This is a genomic window from Bacillus sp. ms-22 (assembly GCF_009759805.1).
GTDB lineage: Bacteria > Bacillota > Bacilli > Bacillales > Bacillaceae > Bacillus > Bacillus xiamenensis.
This window is the reverse complement of the sequence record NZ_CP046653.1, coordinates 1,648,615-1,666,133: the sequence shown is the minus strand read 5'-3', so window position 1 is coordinate 1,666,133 and position 17,519 is coordinate 1,648,615. Positions and strand designations below refer to the sequence as shown.

18 protein-coding genes are annotated in these 17,519 nt (G+C 41.8%); all 18 read right to left on the bottom strand.

What is annotated here, in order from left to right:
• Positions 1-61 precede the first annotated feature (61 nt).
• Positions 62-865 (bottom strand): sporulation transcription factor Spo0A, encoded by an 804-nt coding sequence (spo0A, locus tag GPA07_RS08725; protein WP_157292359.1) that lies wholly within the window; start codon positions 863-865, stop codon positions 62-64.
• 284 nt (positions 866-1,149) lie between these two features.
• Positions 1,150-2,427, bottom strand: a complete 1,278-nt coding sequence (gene spoIVB / locus GPA07_RS08720; protein WP_071168953.1) for a SpoIVB peptidase — start codon at positions 2,425-2,427, stop codon at positions 1,150-1,152.
• Between the two features lie 198 nt (positions 2,428-2,625).
• Entirely contained in the window at positions 2,626-4,359 is a 1,734-nt protein-coding gene (gene recN, locus GPA07_RS08715; protein ID WP_071168952.1) for a DNA repair protein RecN, read from the bottom strand.
• A 34-nt stretch (positions 4,360-4,393) separates the two neighbouring features.
• Positions 4,394-4,843, bottom strand: a complete 450-nt coding sequence (gene ahrC / locus GPA07_RS08710) for a transcriptional regulator AhrC/ArgR (protein ID WP_008358598.1) — start codon at positions 4,841-4,843, stop codon at positions 4,394-4,396.
• Positions 4,844-5,004: 161 nt separating this feature from the next.
• Positions 5,005-5,859: a TlyA family RNA methyltransferase gene (locus GPA07_RS08705; protein WP_157292357.1), complete on the bottom strand. Its 855-nt coding sequence runs from the start codon at positions 5,857-5,859 to the stop codon at positions 5,005-5,007.
• Entirely contained in the window at positions 5,856-7,757 is a 1,902-nt protein-coding gene (dxs, locus tag GPA07_RS08700) for a 1-deoxy-D-xylulose-5-phosphate synthase (protein ID WP_008358603.1), read from the bottom strand. The genes GPA07_RS08705 and dxs overlap by 4 nt, the downstream gene beginning before the upstream one ends.
• Positions 7,758-7,908: 151 nt before the next feature.
• A complete protein-coding gene (locus tag GPA07_RS08695; protein WP_174549241.1) occupies positions 7,909-8,805 on the bottom strand; it encodes a polyprenyl synthetase family protein in 897 nt (298 codons plus the stop codon).
• The gene (locus GPA07_RS08690) at positions 8,789-9,049 is read right to left on the bottom strand and encodes an exodeoxyribonuclease VII small subunit (RefSeq protein ID WP_003215880.1); all 261 of its coding nucleotides are present in this window, start codon (positions 9,047-9,049) and stop codon (positions 8,789-8,791) included. Before GPA07_RS08690 ends, GPA07_RS08695 begins: the two co-directional genes overlap by 17 nt.
• Positions 9,046-10,392 carry an exodeoxyribonuclease VII large subunit gene (gene xseA / locus GPA07_RS08685; RefSeq protein WP_071168948.1) on the bottom strand — a complete coding sequence of 449 codons (1,347 nt, stop codon included), beginning with the start codon at positions 10,390-10,392 and terminating at the stop codon, positions 9,046-9,048. The genes GPA07_RS08690 and xseA overlap by 4 nt, the downstream gene beginning before the upstream one ends.
• Before the next feature lie 70 nt (positions 10,393-10,462).
• Positions 10,463-11,314: a bifunctional methylenetetrahydrofolate dehydrogenase/methenyltetrahydrofolate cyclohydrolase FolD gene (gene folD, locus GPA07_RS08680; RefSeq protein ID WP_008358610.1), complete on the bottom strand. Its 852-nt coding sequence runs from the start codon at positions 11,312-11,314 to the stop codon at positions 10,463-10,465.
• Positions 11,315-11,325: 11 nt separating this feature from the next.
• Complete coding sequence (nusB, locus tag GPA07_RS08675; protein WP_008358612.1) at positions 11,326-11,718, bottom strand: transcription antitermination factor NusB; 393 nt, start codon at positions 11,716-11,718, stop codon at positions 11,326-11,328.
• A gap of 209 nt (positions 11,719-11,927) precedes the next feature.
• On the bottom strand, positions 11,928-12,335 hold the full coding sequence (locus GPA07_RS08670) for an Asp23/Gls24 family envelope stress response protein (RefSeq protein ID WP_034280262.1): 408 nt from the start codon (positions 12,333-12,335) through the stop codon (positions 11,928-11,930).
• Positions 12,336-12,360: 25 nt separating this feature from the next.
• Positions 12,361-13,710 (bottom strand): acetyl-CoA carboxylase biotin carboxylase subunit, encoded by a 1,350-nt coding sequence (accC, locus tag GPA07_RS08665; RefSeq protein ID WP_008358616.1) that lies wholly within the window; start codon positions 13,708-13,710, stop codon positions 12,361-12,363.
• 11 nt (positions 13,711-13,721) lie between these two features.
• Positions 13,722-14,204, bottom strand: coding sequence for an acetyl-CoA carboxylase biotin carboxyl carrier protein (gene accB / locus GPA07_RS08660; protein ID WP_071168947.1), 483 nt, complete (start codon positions 14,202-14,204; stop codon positions 13,722-13,724).
• 192 nt (positions 14,205-14,396) lie between these two features.
• Positions 14,397-15,017: a SpoIIIAH-like family protein gene (locus tag GPA07_RS08655; RefSeq protein ID WP_008358619.1), complete on the bottom strand. Its 621-nt coding sequence runs from the start codon at positions 15,015-15,017 to the stop codon at positions 14,397-14,399.
• Positions 15,017-15,688, bottom strand: a complete 672-nt coding sequence (spoIIIAG, locus tag GPA07_RS08650; protein ID WP_008358621.1) for a stage III sporulation protein AG — start codon at positions 15,686-15,688, stop codon at positions 15,017-15,019. The genes GPA07_RS08655 and spoIIIAG overlap by 1 nt, the downstream gene beginning before the upstream one ends.
• The gene (spoIIIAF, locus tag GPA07_RS08645; protein WP_157292355.1) at positions 15,681-16,313 is read right to left on the bottom strand and encodes a stage III sporulation protein AF; all 633 of its coding nucleotides are present in this window, start codon (positions 16,311-16,313) and stop codon (positions 15,681-15,683) included. Before spoIIIAF ends, spoIIIAG begins: the two co-directional genes overlap by 8 nt.
• 14 nt (positions 16,314-16,327) lie before the next feature.
• Entirely contained in the window at positions 16,328-17,509 is a 1,182-nt protein-coding gene (gene spoIIIAE / locus GPA07_RS08640) for a stage III sporulation protein AE (protein WP_412096209.1), read from the bottom strand.
• Positions 17,510-17,519 lie beyond the last annotated feature (10 nt).

The following is a 17,519-nucleotide window of genomic DNA, read 5'->3' as shown; positions in this document are numbered from 1 at the left end:
CAATGTTTTTTAAAAATAAAAAAACGCCTCAATGAAGAAACGTTTTTTCATGTTCATATATTTAGCTAGCTCTATGCTCTAAACGCAGACGATCAGCCACCATAGCAATAAATTCTGAATTGGTCGGTTTGGCTTTTGACATACTGACTGTGTAACCAAAGAGTGAGGAAATGGAATCAATGTTCCCTCTGCTCCAAGCAACTTCAATGGCATGACGAATGGCTCGTTCTACTCTGCTGGCTGTCGTGTTAAATTTCTTCGCAATGTCTGGATACAATACTTTTGTGATACTGCCGAGAAGTTCAATGTCATTGTACACCATCGAAATGGCTTCTCTTAAGTATAAATATCCTTTAATATGAGCTGGCACGCCAATTTCATGAATAATCGTCGTAATGCTCGCATCTAAGTTTTTACGTTTAGGTTCAGGTTTGCTGCGAAGGACACTGTTTTGGATAGAAGAAGATCGATGGGTGATTTGTGTGCCGTTTCCACTGACTTGACGAATATGACCTACTAAGTTTTCCATATCAAATGGCTTTAAAATGAAATAGGATGCGCCTAAATCGACTGCTTTTTTCGTTACATCTTCTTGCCCAAACGCCGTTAGCATAATCACACTTGGCTGCTTGGTCATATCAGTGTTTTCACGAAGTCGTTCCAGTACAGCAAGACCGTCTAAATGAGGCATGATAATATCTAAGAGAAGAACGTCCGGCTCTTTATCTTTAAATAATGTCAGACACTCCTGACCATTATATGCCACGCCAAGTACTTCCATATCTTCCTGTCCCTCAATATACTCTGTCAAAAGGCCAACAAGTTCTCGATTGTCATCAGCTACACACACTTTAATTTTCTCCACGTTCTTTCCTCCCCAATGTCGATTCCTTTAGTCTTTTGCATTTCTCTTCTGAGTGTTCAATTCGACAAAACCATGCTATCCCCTTTAAAAAACTTTCATTTTCCGAATAATAGAGCATTATCTAGCTTTTTCTACGTTTTTCTTAATGAATCGACGATTATCGCAATTTGACAACATGCTGTTTTCCATTTTGTCGAAAAATCTCTTTTTCCTTATTTTATAACATGCGGAAAGAGAAAGAAAGGGGAGAAAAAAACTGCCGAAAGATTCACGGCAGTTTTTGATCAGCTAGCTTTTTTGTTTTTCTGATATAGGTCAATTCCTGCTTCTGACAGCATCCACTCGATGTGTACGCCATACCCGCTTGTCGGGTCATTGACGAAGACGTGAGTGACCGCTCCAATGACTTTGCCATTTTGAATAATAGGGCTTCCGCTCATTCCTTGAACAATGCCGCCCGTTTTGCTTAATAAACGTTCATCCGTTACTTTCAGCACCATTCCTTTTGTTGCCGGAAATTTTTGTGGTGTTGTGCTGACGATTTTAATATCAAACTTCTCCACTTTATCATGGTCCACAACGGTTAGTATTTCTGCTGGTCCTTCTTTTACTTCATTCGATAAAGCGACTGGGAGTGGTTGATCTGCTACATGATTTTCGAGCTTTTCGGTTAACGTACCAAATATACCGAAAGGACTGTTGCGAGAAATATCACCTATTGTTTTTCGCTCGGAAGAAAATCTGGCCAATTTTTCTCCAGGATTGCCTCCTGTGCCTTTTTCAATGGATGTTACGGTTGATCTGACAATTTCACCATTGTCGACGACGATTGGTTTTTTTGTATCCATATCAGAAATCACATGCCCTAGGGCACCATATTTTTTAGAAGATGGTTCATAGAAGGTCATGGTTCCAATTCCTGCTGCGGAATCACGAATGTAAAGACCGATTCGATAGGTGCCTTCACTTGCATCTTTCGCGGGTATTAATGTTGTTTGAAAGGTTTTATGATCTCTTTTGATGAGTAAATGAAGGGTTTCTCCCGTTTTCCCGGCTTTCTGAATAAATGGGGTAAGATCATTCATTTTCTCCATCTTTTGACCATTGATTTCAATGATCATATCCCCTGATTGAATGCCTGCGGCTTCACCTGGTGATTTTTTGCCGTCTGCTGTTGTGATTTGATGAAAACCGACAACGAGAACTCCGACAGAGTGGAGCTTGACACCAATGGATTGTCCTCCAGGAATGACTTTTAATTCAGGGAGAACGTCAACTTTTGTTTTCTTAATAGGAAATCCTTTAAAATCATAAACAATTTCGGCTTTTCCCGCCTTTTGTCCTGTTACTTCAAGTTGATTCTGTTTGTCTGAAAGACTAAAGGCTGGTGAAGAAGCATTGGCTGATGCTTCAATTGATGTCTCAATCGAATGCTTCTCGTTTTCAAATACTGCGACATTTGTTGGAATGCTGATATAGTCCTTCACTATGCTCATAAACCCTGTACTTATTAAAGAAACAAGGAGAATAACACCAATGGCTTTTCTCATCTTTTCGGGCATTCATTTTTCACTCTCCTCGCTCCTTACCCACACCAGAACATAAATGTTTTGGCTACACCTTTACTTTTGCCTTCTTAGCGAGGATTTATAACCGGCAGCTGTAGAAAATGATTGGATAAATTGATAAAAGAAAAAGACGATTCCATGCGTATATACAGTGAATTTCAGACAACATAAAAAAGGCAGCTGATTTTTCAGCTACCCTGTCGTTTTGACATCATTTGCTTGATGCAATAATTCTTTTGCATGCTGTTTTGTCAGCTCTGTGACTTCTACGCCTGCAATCATCCGGCCAATTTCACTCACTTTTTCTTCATTACTTAATGGTTTGACACTCGTCAGTGTTCTGCCAGCTTTAGAGCGTTTAGAAATGAAGAGGTGAGTGTCAGCCATTGCTGCTACTTGCGGCAGATGCGTAATGCATAGGACTTGTGAGCCTGCCGCTACTTTATAAATTTTTTCAGCAATCGCCTGTGCGACTCTGCCGCTGACGCCTGTATCCACTTCATCAAAGATAATGGATGTCACTTCTTGTTTGGCGGAGAAAATACTCTTCACCGCCAGCATGACACGTGAAATTTCTCCTCCAGATGCTACTTTTGACAAAGACTTCATCGGTTCGCCAGGATTAGTAGAAATGACAAATTGCGCTTGATCTATTCCGTTTCTCCCGAGCTGAACGGGCTTTCCATCTAAAAGCGGGCAATCCGTACTGCCAAATGGCGCATATCGAACGGAAAAGGCCGTATCAAAGGACGATTTCTCCATATATAAATCCTTCAATTCAGCTTGAATTTGCTTCGCTAGTTTTTTTGCCCATTTTTTGCGAAGCTCAGAAACGTTAAGCGCTTCAAGCAATGCATCTCGGCTTAACGCATCAAGCTTGTCTTTGAGTGTTTGCAGGTGGCTGTCTCGATGTTGAATTTGATCTATTTCCTCTTCAATCTTAGCCGCATACTCTAAAATTTCCTCTACCGTTGTGCCGTATTTTCGCTTCAGCTGTTTCATCTCATTTAGCCTGGACTCAATAAAATCAAGACGAGCTGGGTCGAATTCTAACTGATCGAGCATACTGCGCATTTGAAAAGTCGAATCCTCTAATAGGTAATAGGAGTTCGAGACTTGTTCAGAGAGCTGTTTTAAATCTTCATTGATGTCAGAAACTTGCTCAAGCTCGCTTGAGGCCATTCCAACCCAATCAAGCCCTCCTTGCTCATTGCGCAAGGCATTATATGCATTTTGCAGCGAGGAGTAGATCTTTTCGAAATTGCTGATTTGATGACGTTCCTCTTGAAGCTTCTCATCTTCCCCAGGCTCTAATTGTGCCGCTTCAATCTCTTCCAGCTGAAATTGCAATAAGTCTAAACGGTGTACCATCTCTTGCTCATTTTCAGACAGCTGTTTGAGCTTTTGGGCCGTCTTCATATATTGATCATACGCTTCTTGATATTGCATGAGAGCAGGTGCAATTTCTTCTGCCCCGAATTGATCGAGCAGATGCAGATGATTTTCATCCTCCATCAATAGCTGATTATCATGCTGTCCATGTATATCGAGCAACAGCCGGCCAATTTCTCGCAGAAGAGAGATGGTGACAAGCTTACCATTAATGCGGCAGATGCTTTTCCCGCTTTGATTGATATCCCGGCGAAGAATCATCATTTCATCCGATGCGTCAATCCCCTGCTCTTCGCATAAAGCAAACACAGGATGATCTGCTGGTACAAGAAAAAGCCCTTCCAGCTCTGCTTTTTTTTCACCGTAGCGGACAAATTCAGATGATCCTCTTCCCCCTACAAGAAGTGAGACAGCATCAATCATAATTGATTTTCCGGCACCTGTTTCCCCGGTTAGAACTGTGAGTCCTTTTTCAAATGAAACCGTTAACTCTTCAATGATTGCAAAGTTTTTAATGGTTAGTTCTGCTAACACTCATTTGACACCTCTTTTTGTAAACCTGATCTCTTTATAGAAGCTCTAAAATTTTGGCCGAAACTGTATCCGTATCATCTGGCGTGCGGCAAATGATTAAAATGGTATCATCCCCGCAAATGGTTCCCATAATTTCTTCCCAATCTAAATTATCCATTAAAGCACCAATGGCCTGAGCATTCCCCGGCATGGTTTTTAAAACAATTAAATGACTGGCAGCATCCATTTTAATAAATGCATCCATCAAAGCACGCTTTAATTTTGACAGCGGGTTAAACCGCTGATCCGCAGGTAGGCTGTATTTATACGTGCCGTTGTTCGTTGGCACTTTCACTAAATGCAATTCTTTAATATCTCTTGATACGGTCGCCTGTGTAATGTTATATCCATCGGCTTTCAAAATATCGACTAATTCATCTTGTGTTTCGATCTCTTGGCTTGCGATAATTTCTCTAATCTTAATATGTCTTTGACCTTTGTTCATTTTGACCCCCCTAGGCGTTAGAATCTCAGTTTGTCTTTACGTTCTATGTTATATGATGCACACTTCAAAAAACAAGCATTACGTGAGAAACGGTTAATTCTGATCTTTTGACCATGTAAAAAGGAATAATAGCGAGCTATTATTCCTTTTGTTTCAATAATTCATGTGTCAGCCGGCTCAGGACTGTTTTTCTTTTCTTTCAATACGGCATGGGCTTCTTTGACGACTTTTTCAAGTTCAGATACTGGAAGTGCCGTATTCTCTTCTTGATCAGGATGCAGGACCAAGTGGAGGAGAAATTCGATATTTCCATCTCCGCCTGTAATGGGTGAAAAAGAAACATCCTTTACATCATAGCCTTCTTTTGCAGCAAATTGATTCATTTCTTCTAGCACACCAAGATGTACAGAAGGTTCTCGCACAATGCCTTTTTTTCCAACAAGCTCTCTGCCCGCTTCAAACTGCGGCTTTACTAGCGCAATACAGTCGCCGCCTGGGATAAGAATATGCTTTAATGCGGGAAGAATGAGTTTGAGCGAGATAAATGATACATCAATAGATGCAACCTCTGGTAATCCTTCGGTGAAATCTGCCGGAACAGAATGGCGGAAGTTGGTGCGTTCCATCACGATCACTCGATCATCCTGCCTTAATTTCCAAGCGAGCTGATTGTAGCCAACATCAACAGCATAGGATTTGACCGCTCCATTTTGGAGTGCACAGTCTGTAAATCCTCCTGTTGATGAGCCGATATCAATCAGCAGTTTTCCTTTAACTGTTAAGTCAAATTCTTTTAGTGCTTTTTCAAGCTTTAACCCGCCGCGGCTTACATATTTCAAAGGATTCCCCTTTACAGTCAGCGGGGTATCACGAGCGATTTTTTCTCCTGGTTTATCCAAACGGTTTTCATTTGAGTAAACGATCCCTGCCATAATGGCACGCTTTGCTTTTTCTCTCGTTTCCATTAGCCCTTGTTCGACTAATAAAACGTCAAGTCGTTCTTTCTTTGATGTCATGATCCAATTCCTTTTCTTGGTGCTGCAGGAAGCAGGTCACGTAAAGTTTCAGCCACCTGTGTTTTCGTCAGTCCAATTTCTTCAAGAAGCGCATCGACACTTCCATGCTCAATAAATTCATCTGGAATGCCCATACGTTCTACTTTTATATGTGACGTTTTTTTATCATGTATATATTCTAATACGCTGCTGCCAAATCCACCTTGGAGCACAGCTTCTTCAATCGTTAAAATTGGAATGCCTTCAGACAGTATTTCATTTAACATTCCTTCATCCAGCGGCTTAATAAAACGAGCATTGACGACACGAATTGATTTTCCTTCTTTTTGCAGTTCTTCTGCTGCTTGCAGCGCCATTTTAATGGTAGTACCGAATGTTAAAATAACGGCATCTTTCCCTGGACGAAGAACTTCCCATGAACCAATTGGAATGGTTTTCAGCTGTTCATCCATTTTGACGCCTAGTCCATTTCCACGCGGGAAGCGCATGGCAATCGGACCGTCATTATATTGAATGGCTGTGTTGACCATGTGCTGTCCTTCATTTTCATCCTTTGGCATCATGAGAACCATATTCGGCATATGGCGCATGAAAGCAATGTCAAACACACCTTGATGCGTTTCTCCATCAGCTCCGACAAGACCCGCACGATCAATACCAATAAACACATTGAGGTTTTGACGGCAAATATCATGAAGCACTTGGTCATAGGCTCTTTGAAGGAAGGTCGAATAAATGGCCAAAAATGGCTTCATATTCTGAGTTGCAAGCCCTGCTGCCATTGTTGCGGCATGCTGCTCTGCAATCCCTACATCAAACATTCGCTCTGGAAATTCCTTTGCAAACCCTTCAAGCTTTGAGCCAACAGGCATCGCAGGTGTAATTGCGACAATCCGTTCGTCTTCCCTCGCCAGCTTTCTGACGGTTTCACTCACGAGCCCACTCCATGACGGTGCGGCCGCTGCCGGTTTCACAAAATCGCCTGTATCAATTTTGTATGGACCTGTGCCGTGCCAAGTACCGATTTTATCAGATTCTGCCGGCTTATAGCCTTTTCCTTTTTTCGTGATGACATGAAGGAGAACAGGGCCTTTTGTTTTCTTTGCGTATTCAAGGTTTTCAAAAAGGTCCTCATAGGAATGTCCGTCTACAGGGCCTAAGTACGTAAAGCCCATTTCCTCAAAGAACATACCAGAGACAAGCAAATATTTCAGGCTGTCTTTAATACGTTCTGCTGTTGCAGCAAGTTTTCCGCCTACTGCTGGAATACGCTTGAATAAGTATTCAAGCTCGTCCTTCACCCATTGGTATTTGCCAGCTGTACGCAGTCTGCCAAGCATGGTATGAATGGCACCGACGTTTGGCGCAATACTCATTTCATTGTCATTTAAGATGACAATCATGTCTTTCTTTTCATCACCGATATGGTTCAGTGCTTCAAGCGCCATACCGCCGGTTAATGCACCATCTCCGATAATCGGGAGAATATATTCATCTGTTCCTTTAATATCACGTGCTACCGCCATACCCATCGCGCCAGATAATGAGGTTGAACTGTGCCCAGTCTCCCACACATCATGTTCACTTTCATTTCGTTTAGGAAAACCGCAGAGCCCTTTATATTGACGAAGTGTATCAAACTCAGCACCACGTCCAGTTAACAGCTTGTGAACGTAAGATTGATGTCCAACATCCCAAAGGAATTTGTCTTTCGGGCTGTCAAATACTTTATGAAGTGCAACAGTCAGTTCAACGACACCAAGATTTGGACCGATGTGCCCGCCAGAGTTCGCTAACGACTCAATTAAAAACGTGCGAATTTCAGCACTAAGCTCCTCTAATTCTGCATTTGACATTCCTTTTAGAAACGTTGGATTTTTTATTGATAAAAGATCCAATCAGGATCAACTCGCTTTCAACAAAATTTCTATCTACATATATAATGCCTCATTCCTGTGAAAACCAATTCAGGAATAAGAGTTGTCTCATCACGATAAACTGTTTACAGTTTACCACAATTGCTCGAAGCCCCTCAAATCTAGGCTGTTTTTAATGATCTCTTGAGGCAATCAGATCGCATAAATCATGCAGCAAGTGTTGCTCTAAATCAAGATTTGAGACAATTTCTTTCGCACGAGTGATATGTTCATCAAGTTTTTCTTTCGCTCCTGAAAGCGTTAATAAAGAAGGATATGTCGACTTTTCATTTGCCGTATCGGAGCCGACCCGTTTTCCTATTTTTTCTTCGCTTCCTTCGAGATCTAAAATATCATCTCGAATTTGAAAAGCAATGCCAATGTGGTAGCTGAATTCTCTCAGCTTTTCGATATCATCATCAGATGCACCTGCCAGCATTGCGCCAGCTGCCACACTAAAGGTCAAAAGCTTTCCAGTTTTACGGGCATGTATTGATTCTAGTTCAGAAAGAGGGATTTGCTTTTGTTCTGCTTCCATATCATCAAATTGCCCGCCAACCATTCCAAGTGCACCTGCTGATTTTACAAGTTCATCGATGATTTTGAGCTTTTGCTCAGCTGGTACACGATCCGATAATTGCGATGTGATGAGGCGGAAGCTTTCCGTTAAAAGCGCATCACCTGCAAGAACCGCAGTTGCCTCTCCATATACTTTATGGTTGGTCGGCTTTCCTCTGCGCAGGTCATCATCATCCATGCAAGGAAGATCGTCATGAATCAATGAATACGTATGAATCATTTCCACCGCACAGCCCACTGGTATGCCGTCTTCTTCCCTTTTTCCATACGCATTTAAAAGAGCAAGGACAAGAACAGGGCGCAGTCTTTTTCCGCCTGCTTTAAGAGAATAAAGCATCGAAGCTTTCAAGTCCTCTGGAATAGTTAATTCCTGAACATAAGTAAATAAATAATCTTCAATTGCCTGTTTTCTTGTTGTCAAAAATTCAGTTAAGTTACTTGTCACCAGCATCTGCCTCCTTCACTGAAAAAGGAGCCAGTTCACCGTCCTCTTTTAAAATGAAATCCATTTGCTTTTCAACATGCTGTAATTTCTCATGACAAAGCTTTGAAAGTGTCATCCCCTCTTGGAAATAGTGGATGGCTTGTTCAAGCGGTACATCGCCTTCTTCGAGCTTTCCCACAATCTCTTCAAGTCCTTTCATGGCCTCTTCAAATGTCATTTGTTCTTCCTTTTGTTTATTTGATTCTGTCATGATGATTGCTCCTCCTTCTCAATGACCTCACAAATGAGACGTCCATCCTTCATTGTGATGGCCAGCTGATCCTTCGTTTCTACTTGATTCACACTTTTAACTAGTTCATCTTCTTTGTAGGCTAAACTATAGCCTCTTTCCATCACTTGAAGTGGATTTAATGCATTTAGTTTACCAAGAACCGATTGGAACTGCGAATGAATTGTTTTCATTTGCACATTCATGCTTCGGATGAGCTGTTCTGTTTGATTGACATGCCGTTTTTTCGCCTGAAGCAGCTGCTCTTTTGGATGAAGCGGTTTAAGTCTATAGATCTCACGCTCGAGTTGACTCCGTTTTTGTTCCATTTGTCTTGTCAGCTGTTTTTGAAAACGATCAAATACCATATCAAATTGCTGCTCTTTTTGCTCTTGTAATCGCTTTGGAAAACGGAAAGCATAAGAGGATTGAAGTGCCACAAGACGGTCTTTTGCTTGTGACGTTCGATTTTTTACTGCTCTTGTTAACCGAATGTCGATTGATTTGATTCGTTCGATTAAGTCGGCGGTGCTTGGAACAGCTAGTTCTGCTGCTCCTGTTGGTGTGGGTGCTCTCATGTCTGCAGTGAAATCACTAATGGTAAAGTCTGTTTCGTGCCCAACTGCAGAAATGATTGGAATGTCTGATGCGAAGATCGCTCTTGCGACTGCTTCTTCATTAAAGGCCCAAAGTTCTTCAATCGATCCTCCGCCTCTTCCGACAATCAAGACATCACAGAGCTGTTTTTCATTGGCTTCTTTGATCCGTTCAACGATTGAACGAGGGGCATTTTCCCCTTGGACTAATGCCGGTAGCACAATGATCTTGGCCTGCTGATAGCGCCGATTGATCGTGGTAATGACATCTCGAACAGCTGCTCCTGTTGGGGATGTAATGACACCAACGACCTCTGGAAATTCAGGAATTGTTTTTTTATAGCGCTCATCAAATAAGCCTTCACTGGCTAGCTTTTTCTTCAGCTCTTCGTAAGCAAGATGAAGAGCACCAACACCATCAGGCTGCATTTCCTTAGCATATAATTGATAGCTGCCGCTCGGCTCATATACTTGAATTCCTCCACGTACGAACACTTTCATTCCGCTCTTTGGTGAAAAGGGCAGCTTGGACGCAGAACGCTGGAACATGACAGCTTGCATACGTGCATGTTCGTCCTTTAAGGTGAAATAAACATGCCCTCTTGAATGAATCTTCACATTTGATAACTCACCTTTGATCCAAATATCTTCTAAATGAGGGTCAACATCAAATTTTCTTTTTATGTATTTTGTAAGGGCTGTGACCGTCACAAAGGCTTTTTCACTCATGACGTATTCCTCCTCTTCAAAAACGCACATTCATCCACCGGCAGCACGCAGGTGGATGAATGGATCAAGCTTATGATAATGTACGTTTTGCTGATTTAACCGTATTGTGTGCAAGCATCGTAATCGTCATTGGACCAACTCCGCCAGGGACTGGTGTGATGTAAGAAGCTTTTTCTTTTGCTGCTTCAAAGTCAACGTCCCCTACAAGTTTCCCTGTTTCTAGACGATTGACTCCTACATCAATGACAATAGCGCCTTCTTTAATTTGGTCAGCTTTAATAAAGTTTGCTCGACCGACGGCAACAACTAAAATGTCCGCTTTTAACGTATGTTCTGAAATGTTCGCCGTTTTGGAGTGGCAGTATGTGACAGTTGCATTTTCGTTTAACAGCAATTGTCCAACTGGTTTGCCGACAATATTGCTTCGTCCCACAACCACTACTTCTTTTCCAGAAAGATTGACACCGGTTTTGTTCAGCAATTCAACAATACCTGCTGGTGTACATGGAAGGAATGTATCTTCACCAAGCAGCATCTTCCCAATATTCAGCGGATGAAAACCATCTACATCTTTCTCTGGTGAGATACGTTCAATGACGGCTTTTTCAGAAATATGTTTTGGCAGTGGAAGCTGAACAAGAATCCCGTGGAATTGATCGTTCGCATTGTACTGATCGATTAGCTGAAGCAATTCTTCTTCTGTTAAAGAAGCATCTAAATGATCAAGCTGAAAATGCATGCCCATGGCTTCAGCTGCTTTTTTCTTCCCGCGCACATAAGAAAGTGAGGCCGGATCATCACCGATTAGAATAACGGCAAGACCAGGTGTGACTCCTTTTTGTTTTAGCTCTTCTACTTCTTTTGCTAATTGTTCACGCTTTTCTTTTGCTGTTTCTTTTCCATCGATGATTGTTGCGGTCATGTCGAATCCTCCTATTGCTTTAGGTCGTTTTTAATGTTTGAAAGTACGCCATTTACAAATTTCGGTGCTTTATCATCACCAAACACTTTAGCCAGTTCAATGGCTTCATTCATTGAAACACTAACCGGGATGTCTTCTTGATATACCATTTCGTATACAGACAGCCTTAAAATGGCTCTGTCTACGTTCGCAATACGATCGAGTTTCCAATTCACAAGGTGCTGTGAAATCATGTCATCGAGCTTGTCCTTTTGTTCAAGCACACCGAAAACCAGTTCCTCGAAAAAAGGATCTGATTCTTGTTCATCCAGCGCATGTGTAATGGCCTCTTTCGGATCAATATTGCTGACATCAATTTGAAATAATGTTTGTAGCGCCTTTTCTCTTGCAGTTCTTCTTTTCATCATTTACTCCTTTAACCACTTTATCCGCTTGTCGTTAAGCCATACAGAGATCATAACATATTTTGAACGTGGTCGCACCAAGATCCATGCGAGCTACGGCGAAAAACGAATAAATCAAAGCGTGACGTAATCATTATTCGGAACTCACCCAAAAATGGGCTTTAAAAAACCAAAGAGGCGATGCCTCCTTGGTTTCACTTCAACCCTTTTTACATTTCTTGATCTACTTCAGCCTCAGGTGCTTTTGTATCAAATTGAATGCCCACCACATGAATGTTGATTTCATTAATCGTTAAGGCGGTCATGTTTAAAAGGGTTTGACGGATATTTTCTTGAACAGCGGTGGATACCTTTGGAATGGACAGGCCAAACTCAACCACACAATACACATCAATTGTGATGCCTTCATCAGAGACATCTACTTTTACACCTTTACGGTGATTTTTCTTACCAAAGCGTTCTGCCACATCAGCAGCGAAGTTGCCGCGCATTTCCGCAATTCCCTCAACCTCTGAAGCAGCAATCCCAGCGATGACTTCAATCACTTCTGGCGCAATTTGCACTTTTCCCAATTGATCTTCATCAAGGTTCATTTCAAGCAAATTGTTTTCTGACACGATCATTCACCTCCGAAAGCTGTTATTATTTCATAATTTGATACGTTTCTAAAAACTTCGTATTAAAATTACCGCTCACAAATGTTTCATGCTCAAGCAATCTAAGGTGGAATGGAATGGTTGTGTAGACTCCTTCAATGACGAATTCTTGAAGCGCACGTTTCATTTTTGCAATCGCTTCTTCTCTCGTCTTACCATATGTGATGACTTTTGCAATCATACTATCGTAATATGGCGGAATCACATAACCCGGATAAGCAGCAGAATCAACACGTACACCTAGTCCGCCTGGCGGAAGATACATTTTAATTTCACCTGCAGAAGGCATGAAGTTTTTCTCTGGGTTCTCTGCATTAATACGGCATTCGATTGCCCAGCCTTCATATACGACATCCTCTTGAGTAAGAGAAAGCTTTTCACCTGATGCAACCATGATCTGTTCTTTGATCAAGTCAACACCTGTGACCATTTCCGTAACAGGATGCTCTACTTGGATACGGGTATTCATTTCCATGAAGTAAAATTTCTCTTCATTATAATCATAAATGAATTCGACCGTTCCAGCCCCTGTGTATTCAACAGCTTCTGCTGCTTTCACAGCTGCTTCTCCCATTTGCTCACGAATATCTGCATTCAGTGCTGGTGATGGTGTTTCTTCAAGAAGCTTCTGCATTCTTCTTTGAATGGAGCAATCACGCTCACCTAAATGAATCGTATTCCCATGCTGATCAGCAAGCACCTGGATTTCCACGTGTCTAAAGTCTTCAATGAATTTCTCCAAATAAACACCTGGGTTACCAAAGTTCTGCGCTGCTTCTTGCTGCGTGATTTTGACACCGTTGATGAGCTCTTCTTCTGTACGAGCTACACGGATACCTTTACCGCCGCCGCCTGCAGTTGCTTTGATAATAACAGGATACCCAATACTTGCTGCGGTTGAAACGGCATCATCAAGGTCTTTTACAATTCCTTGAGAACCAGGGACAATTGGTACGCCTGCCTGCTTCATTGTTTCTCTTGCCACATCTTTTGTTCCCATTTTGGAAATCGCTGATGCAGTTGGTCCAACAAAAATGACATTACATTCTTCGCAAAGCTCTGCAAAATCTGCATTTTCAGCAAGGAATCCGTATCCTGGATGAATGGCATCTGTACCTGTCAGCTTTGCAACACTGACAATATTTGTCACATTTAGATAACTATCTTTTGAAGCAGTCGGTCCGATGCAATATGCTTCATCAGCCATTTGAACATGCAGCGCATCTCGATCCGCTTCAGAAAATACCGCAACGGTTTCAATTCCAAGCTCTTTACAAGCGCGGATGATTCTAACTGCGATTTCTCCTCTGTTTGCAATTAATAGCTTTTTAATCATGATCGTACTCCTTACTCTGCTTTCACTAGAAAGAGGGGTTGTCCGAATTCTACAAGCTGACCGTTTTCAGCTAATACTTCGACGATTTCACCTTTTACTTCTGCTTCGATTTCATTAAACAGTTTCATCGCTTCAACGATACATACAACTGAGTCTTCCTTCACCTTAGAACCTGTTGTCACGTAAGGATCTGCTTCTGGTGAAGAAGAAGCATAAAATGTGCCAACCATTGGGGATGTGATTTTATGCAGATTTTCAGACGCAACTGCCTCTTGTGCAGGGGCTTCGGTCTGAGCTGGAGCTTGTGCTTTCGGAGCTTGTTGAGCTGGAGCTGCTTGGACAGGAGCCACTGGTGCTTGTGCCGCAACTTGCTGAACGACTTCTTTATTTTTTTTCAGTTTGATTGTTGCACCTTCATTTTCGTACGTAAATTCATCAATTGTAGATTCGTCAATTAATTTAATCAGTTCATGAATTTCTTCAATTTTTAACATGGATTTGCACCCCTATGTATGGATTTATCTTTTTTATAGGCTAGTACTAAAACTACATACTATAACCATCTTACAGGAGGATTTCGTTGAATTCAACTACTATTGTGATGAAACGCTCCATTCAGGCATCTTAAAAAGGCCGCCAAACCGCATAAAAAACGCCCTTTTCAGCAAAGGGCGCTGGTTCATTTTTTATTGATTCGATGGCTCAAAAGTGACGGCTACGTTATCAAGCCCCCTCATTTCCTTTGTGACCAAATCAATAATATCTGCTGCTTGGGACTTTGATTTTTTATCAGAACGAACCGTGATGCTCACTTTATCGCCTTCAGCACTCACAAGAGCATCTTTATATCCTTTTGTTTTAATTAATGTCTCCAGCTGACGCTCTGTTCCTTCTGCCTCACTAAGAGCTGTCATTTGATCATACGCTTCACTTTTTTCTTGCGCTGTTGCATCATCACTAGACACGATTTCGTTAAATTCTTCGCGCTGCTTGCTGCGCTTATCTTCTAGTTCTAGTCTGTATGTTGTGAAAAGCTCATCGTCTGTCTGCTCTGAAACAGCCTTTCCTTCTTCACCACTTGTTTCAACATCTTCTTGTTTGGCATTTGTTTCTTTGTCAGTTGACTTGTCACCTGCGCCTTTTTCCGTTCCTTTTTCTGTTTCAGTCTTTTTCTCTTCCATTCCTTTTGATTTCGTATCTTCTACTGTCACTGCATTCTCACCTTGTGGGGACATGATATAGTACACACTTAATACGACAACTAAACTTAGCATCGTTAATAGCCAAACCGTTTGTTTTTTTAACATCATTCCGAATCCTCCTTGATTTTTTTAGGGGCAACAGCCACTCTATGGCTCGGTACATCAAGCACTCGTGTAACCGCTTCAATGATGGTTTTCTTTATTTGAACGTTGTCTACTCCTTGAGCAACAACGAGAACACCTCGAATTTCAGGCTTTTTCGTTTGGACAACAACAGGTGTTTCTTCATTGCCGTTTTTGATGATGACGATCTCTTCTTCCTTTGTTTGATCCGTCACACTTCGCACGCCACCTTCTTTATCTGTTTCCTCTGTCGTTGTGCTTTTATTGGATTTGTTTTTTTCAAAAACTTTTAAAGACGTCGCATCTACATTGACCACAATGGACACATCTTCAACACCAATGATCGTCTCTAAAATTTCTTTCAACTGATTTTCGTACTCTTGCTCAACATCCTCAATTGAGTTTTTCTCCTTGCTTGACGACGCTGGTTTGAACACCGTCTGCTCCTCTGAAGATGTTTTTTTAGATGCTGGAACAGCAGCCTGTTGTTTGCTTGATGGTGGTGAGAGAATCTGGCTGACTAACATGAACGACACGCCGATAATGAATACAAGCAGCAAGTAATGATGCTTCGTTAATTTTGGTTTTCCTTCACCTTTTTCAGGTGGTTGGAACAATGATTTCAGCTTTTGTTTCCAGTCCTTGTTATTCATGATCTGCTGCGTCACCTCCCTCAATGTTCAGCGCAATATGTTCAGGACTTGTATTCCATACATCCGCAAGCGTCTCTTTTACTCTCGCCATCTCTTTTGGTGACGATCCAGCGCTTTCCTCCTTTTGCCTGGAGAGATCAATGTCGACCTTTGCCACCGTTTCTACAGCATCACCTGTGAGCGGGGAGAGGACTGCTTTGATGCGGAATTGATCTACCTCCATGTTCTGATCAAGGTGCTCTTCATCTGCCAACACTTCTACGTGTTTCATTTCATAGCTCTCCTTCTCCAGTGGCTCTTTTGCGCTTTTTTCTAGTTGGACAGCCATTTGCTTTAAAATATATGCACGCTGTGAGGCTTGTATTTCTTTTTTTTCTAAATTCATCTGATTTTTTATGTCTTCTGATTGCGCTTCTTCCTTTCCCTTCATTAATTCCGAGAAAATTTGGTCAGGATCGGCACGAAATAAAGCAAAGATCGGATTAAGCATCACAACGATCAGCAGTAGGCTGACGACCATTTTTGCATATTTCTGCATGCTTGAATTAGGAAGCAAAAGATCAATCACAATAGCAAATAAAATAAATAGGATAATACTTGTGATCCATTCTGTGAGAAAACTCAAAAGGTGCCCCCTCCTTACTTCATCATCATTGTGAGATTGCCAGCTGTAATGATGACGGTAATACTTAAAAAGAACATCAGTGACACAACAGCTAGTGCAGCAAATATATACAGAACACTCTTTGAAATGACATCAAGACAGCTTATAATCGGTCCGCCCCCTAAAGGCTGAAGAATGGCGGCGGCAAGCTTATAAATAAGGGCGAGCGACAGCACCTTAATCGCCGGAAAAGCCGCAATTGAGATCAATATGGCGACACCAACAAGGCCAACCGTATTTTTAAGCAGCACTGAGGCGCTGATGACGGTATCTGTCGCATCTGTAAACATCCGGCCGAGAACAGGAATGAAATTTCCTGTAATAAATTTGGCTGTCCGAAGCGCAATGCCGTCACTGACAGCAGCAGATGCTCCCTGGACGGAAATGACGCCGAGAAAAACGGTGAGAAAAACAGCAAGTCCGCCAATCGCCACATTTCTTAACAGCTGAGCCAGCTGGGTGACCTTGTATTGTTCCGTCAGCGTGCTGACAATGCTCAATATGGCGGATAAAAAGATGAGCGGAAGAACGACATACTGAATAAAAATGCCGCTCGTGTTCATTAAAAATAAAATCACAGGATGAAAGAATCCGGCAGAAACAATTCCGCCTGATGAAGCAATGAGCGCTAATAAAAGAGGAATAAGAGCAAGAATAAAACTGGTCATCGTTTGAATCGCTTCTGTTGCATAAGAAATGGCGACATGAAAACTGTTTAATGCAATAATGATGAGCACCATATAAACAAGAGCGTATGCGACTTTACTGACAGTGCTTTGCTCAAAAGCGTTTTGTAAAAGCTGCAAAAGCGAACAAAAGATGGTGAGTAAAATCAATGTGCCTAGAAGCTTTCCATTGGCAATGACCTCATGAAAAAGATAATGAACAAATGCCTTCAGCCACGTTTGGGGAGACAACTCTTTATCGCCATCAATCATTTCCTTCACTGTGCCTTTTTGGCTTTCAGGGAGAAAGCCGCCATACTCGTCCAATATGGTTTCCCAAAAGTCATTGATGGAATGAAGCTCTAATGCATCAGCCTGTCCACTCGCCGCTTCTTCTGCGGCCGGTTCTTCACTTGATAAAGGCTCATTTTCTTCTGCATTTGCATACGGAACCATCATCCAAAAGAACATGATAAGCCCCGCCACAGCCATCACCCGTTTC

Coding starts and splice junctions, on each gene's coding strand:
- GPA07_RS08690 (WP_003215880.1), bottom strand. CDS start 9,049: ATGACAGAATCAAATAAACAAAAGGAAGAACAAATGACATTTGAAGAG.
- GPA07_RS08655 (WP_008358619.1), bottom strand. CDS start 15,017: ATGTTAAAAAAACAAACGGTTTGGCTATTAACGATGCTAAGTTTAGTT.
- spoIIIAE (WP_412096209.1), bottom strand. CDS start 17,509: ATGGCTGTGGCGGGGCTTATCATGTTCTTTTGGATGATGGTTCCGTAT.
- GPA07_RS08695 (WP_174549241.1), bottom strand. CDS start 8,805: ATGCTGGTGACAAGTAACTTAACTGAATTTTTGACAACAAGAAAACAG.
- folD (WP_008358610.1), bottom strand. CDS start 11,314: ATGACCGCAACAATCATCGATGGAAAAGAAACAGCAAAAGAAAAGCGT.
- accC (WP_008358616.1), bottom strand. CDS start 13,710: ATGATTAAAAAGCTATTAATTGCAAACAGAGGAGAAATCGCAGTTAGA.
- spoIIIAG (WP_008358621.1), bottom strand. CDS start 15,688: ATGAATAACAAGGACTGGAAACAAAAGCTGAAATCATTGTTCCAACCA.
- nusB (WP_008358612.1), bottom strand. CDS start 11,718: ATGAAAAGAAGAACTGCAAGAGAAAAGGCGCTACAAACATTATTTCAA.
- accB (WP_071168947.1), bottom strand. CDS start 14,204: ATGTTAAAAATTGAAGAAATTCATGAACTGATTAAATTAATTGACGAA.
- ahrC (WP_008358598.1), bottom strand. CDS start 4,843: ATGAACAAAGGTCAAAGACATATTAAGATTAGAGAAATTATCGCAAGC.
- spoIVB (WP_071168953.1), bottom strand. CDS start 2,427: ATGCCCGAAAAGATGAGAAAAGCCATTGGTGTTATTCTCCTTGTTTCT.
- GPA07_RS08705 (WP_157292357.1), bottom strand. CDS start 5,859: ATGACATCAAAGAAAGAACGACTTGACGTTTTATTAGTCGAACAAGGG.
- xseA (WP_071168948.1), bottom strand. CDS start 10,392: ATGAGTGAAAAAGCCTTTGTGACGGTCACAGCCCTTACAAAATACATA.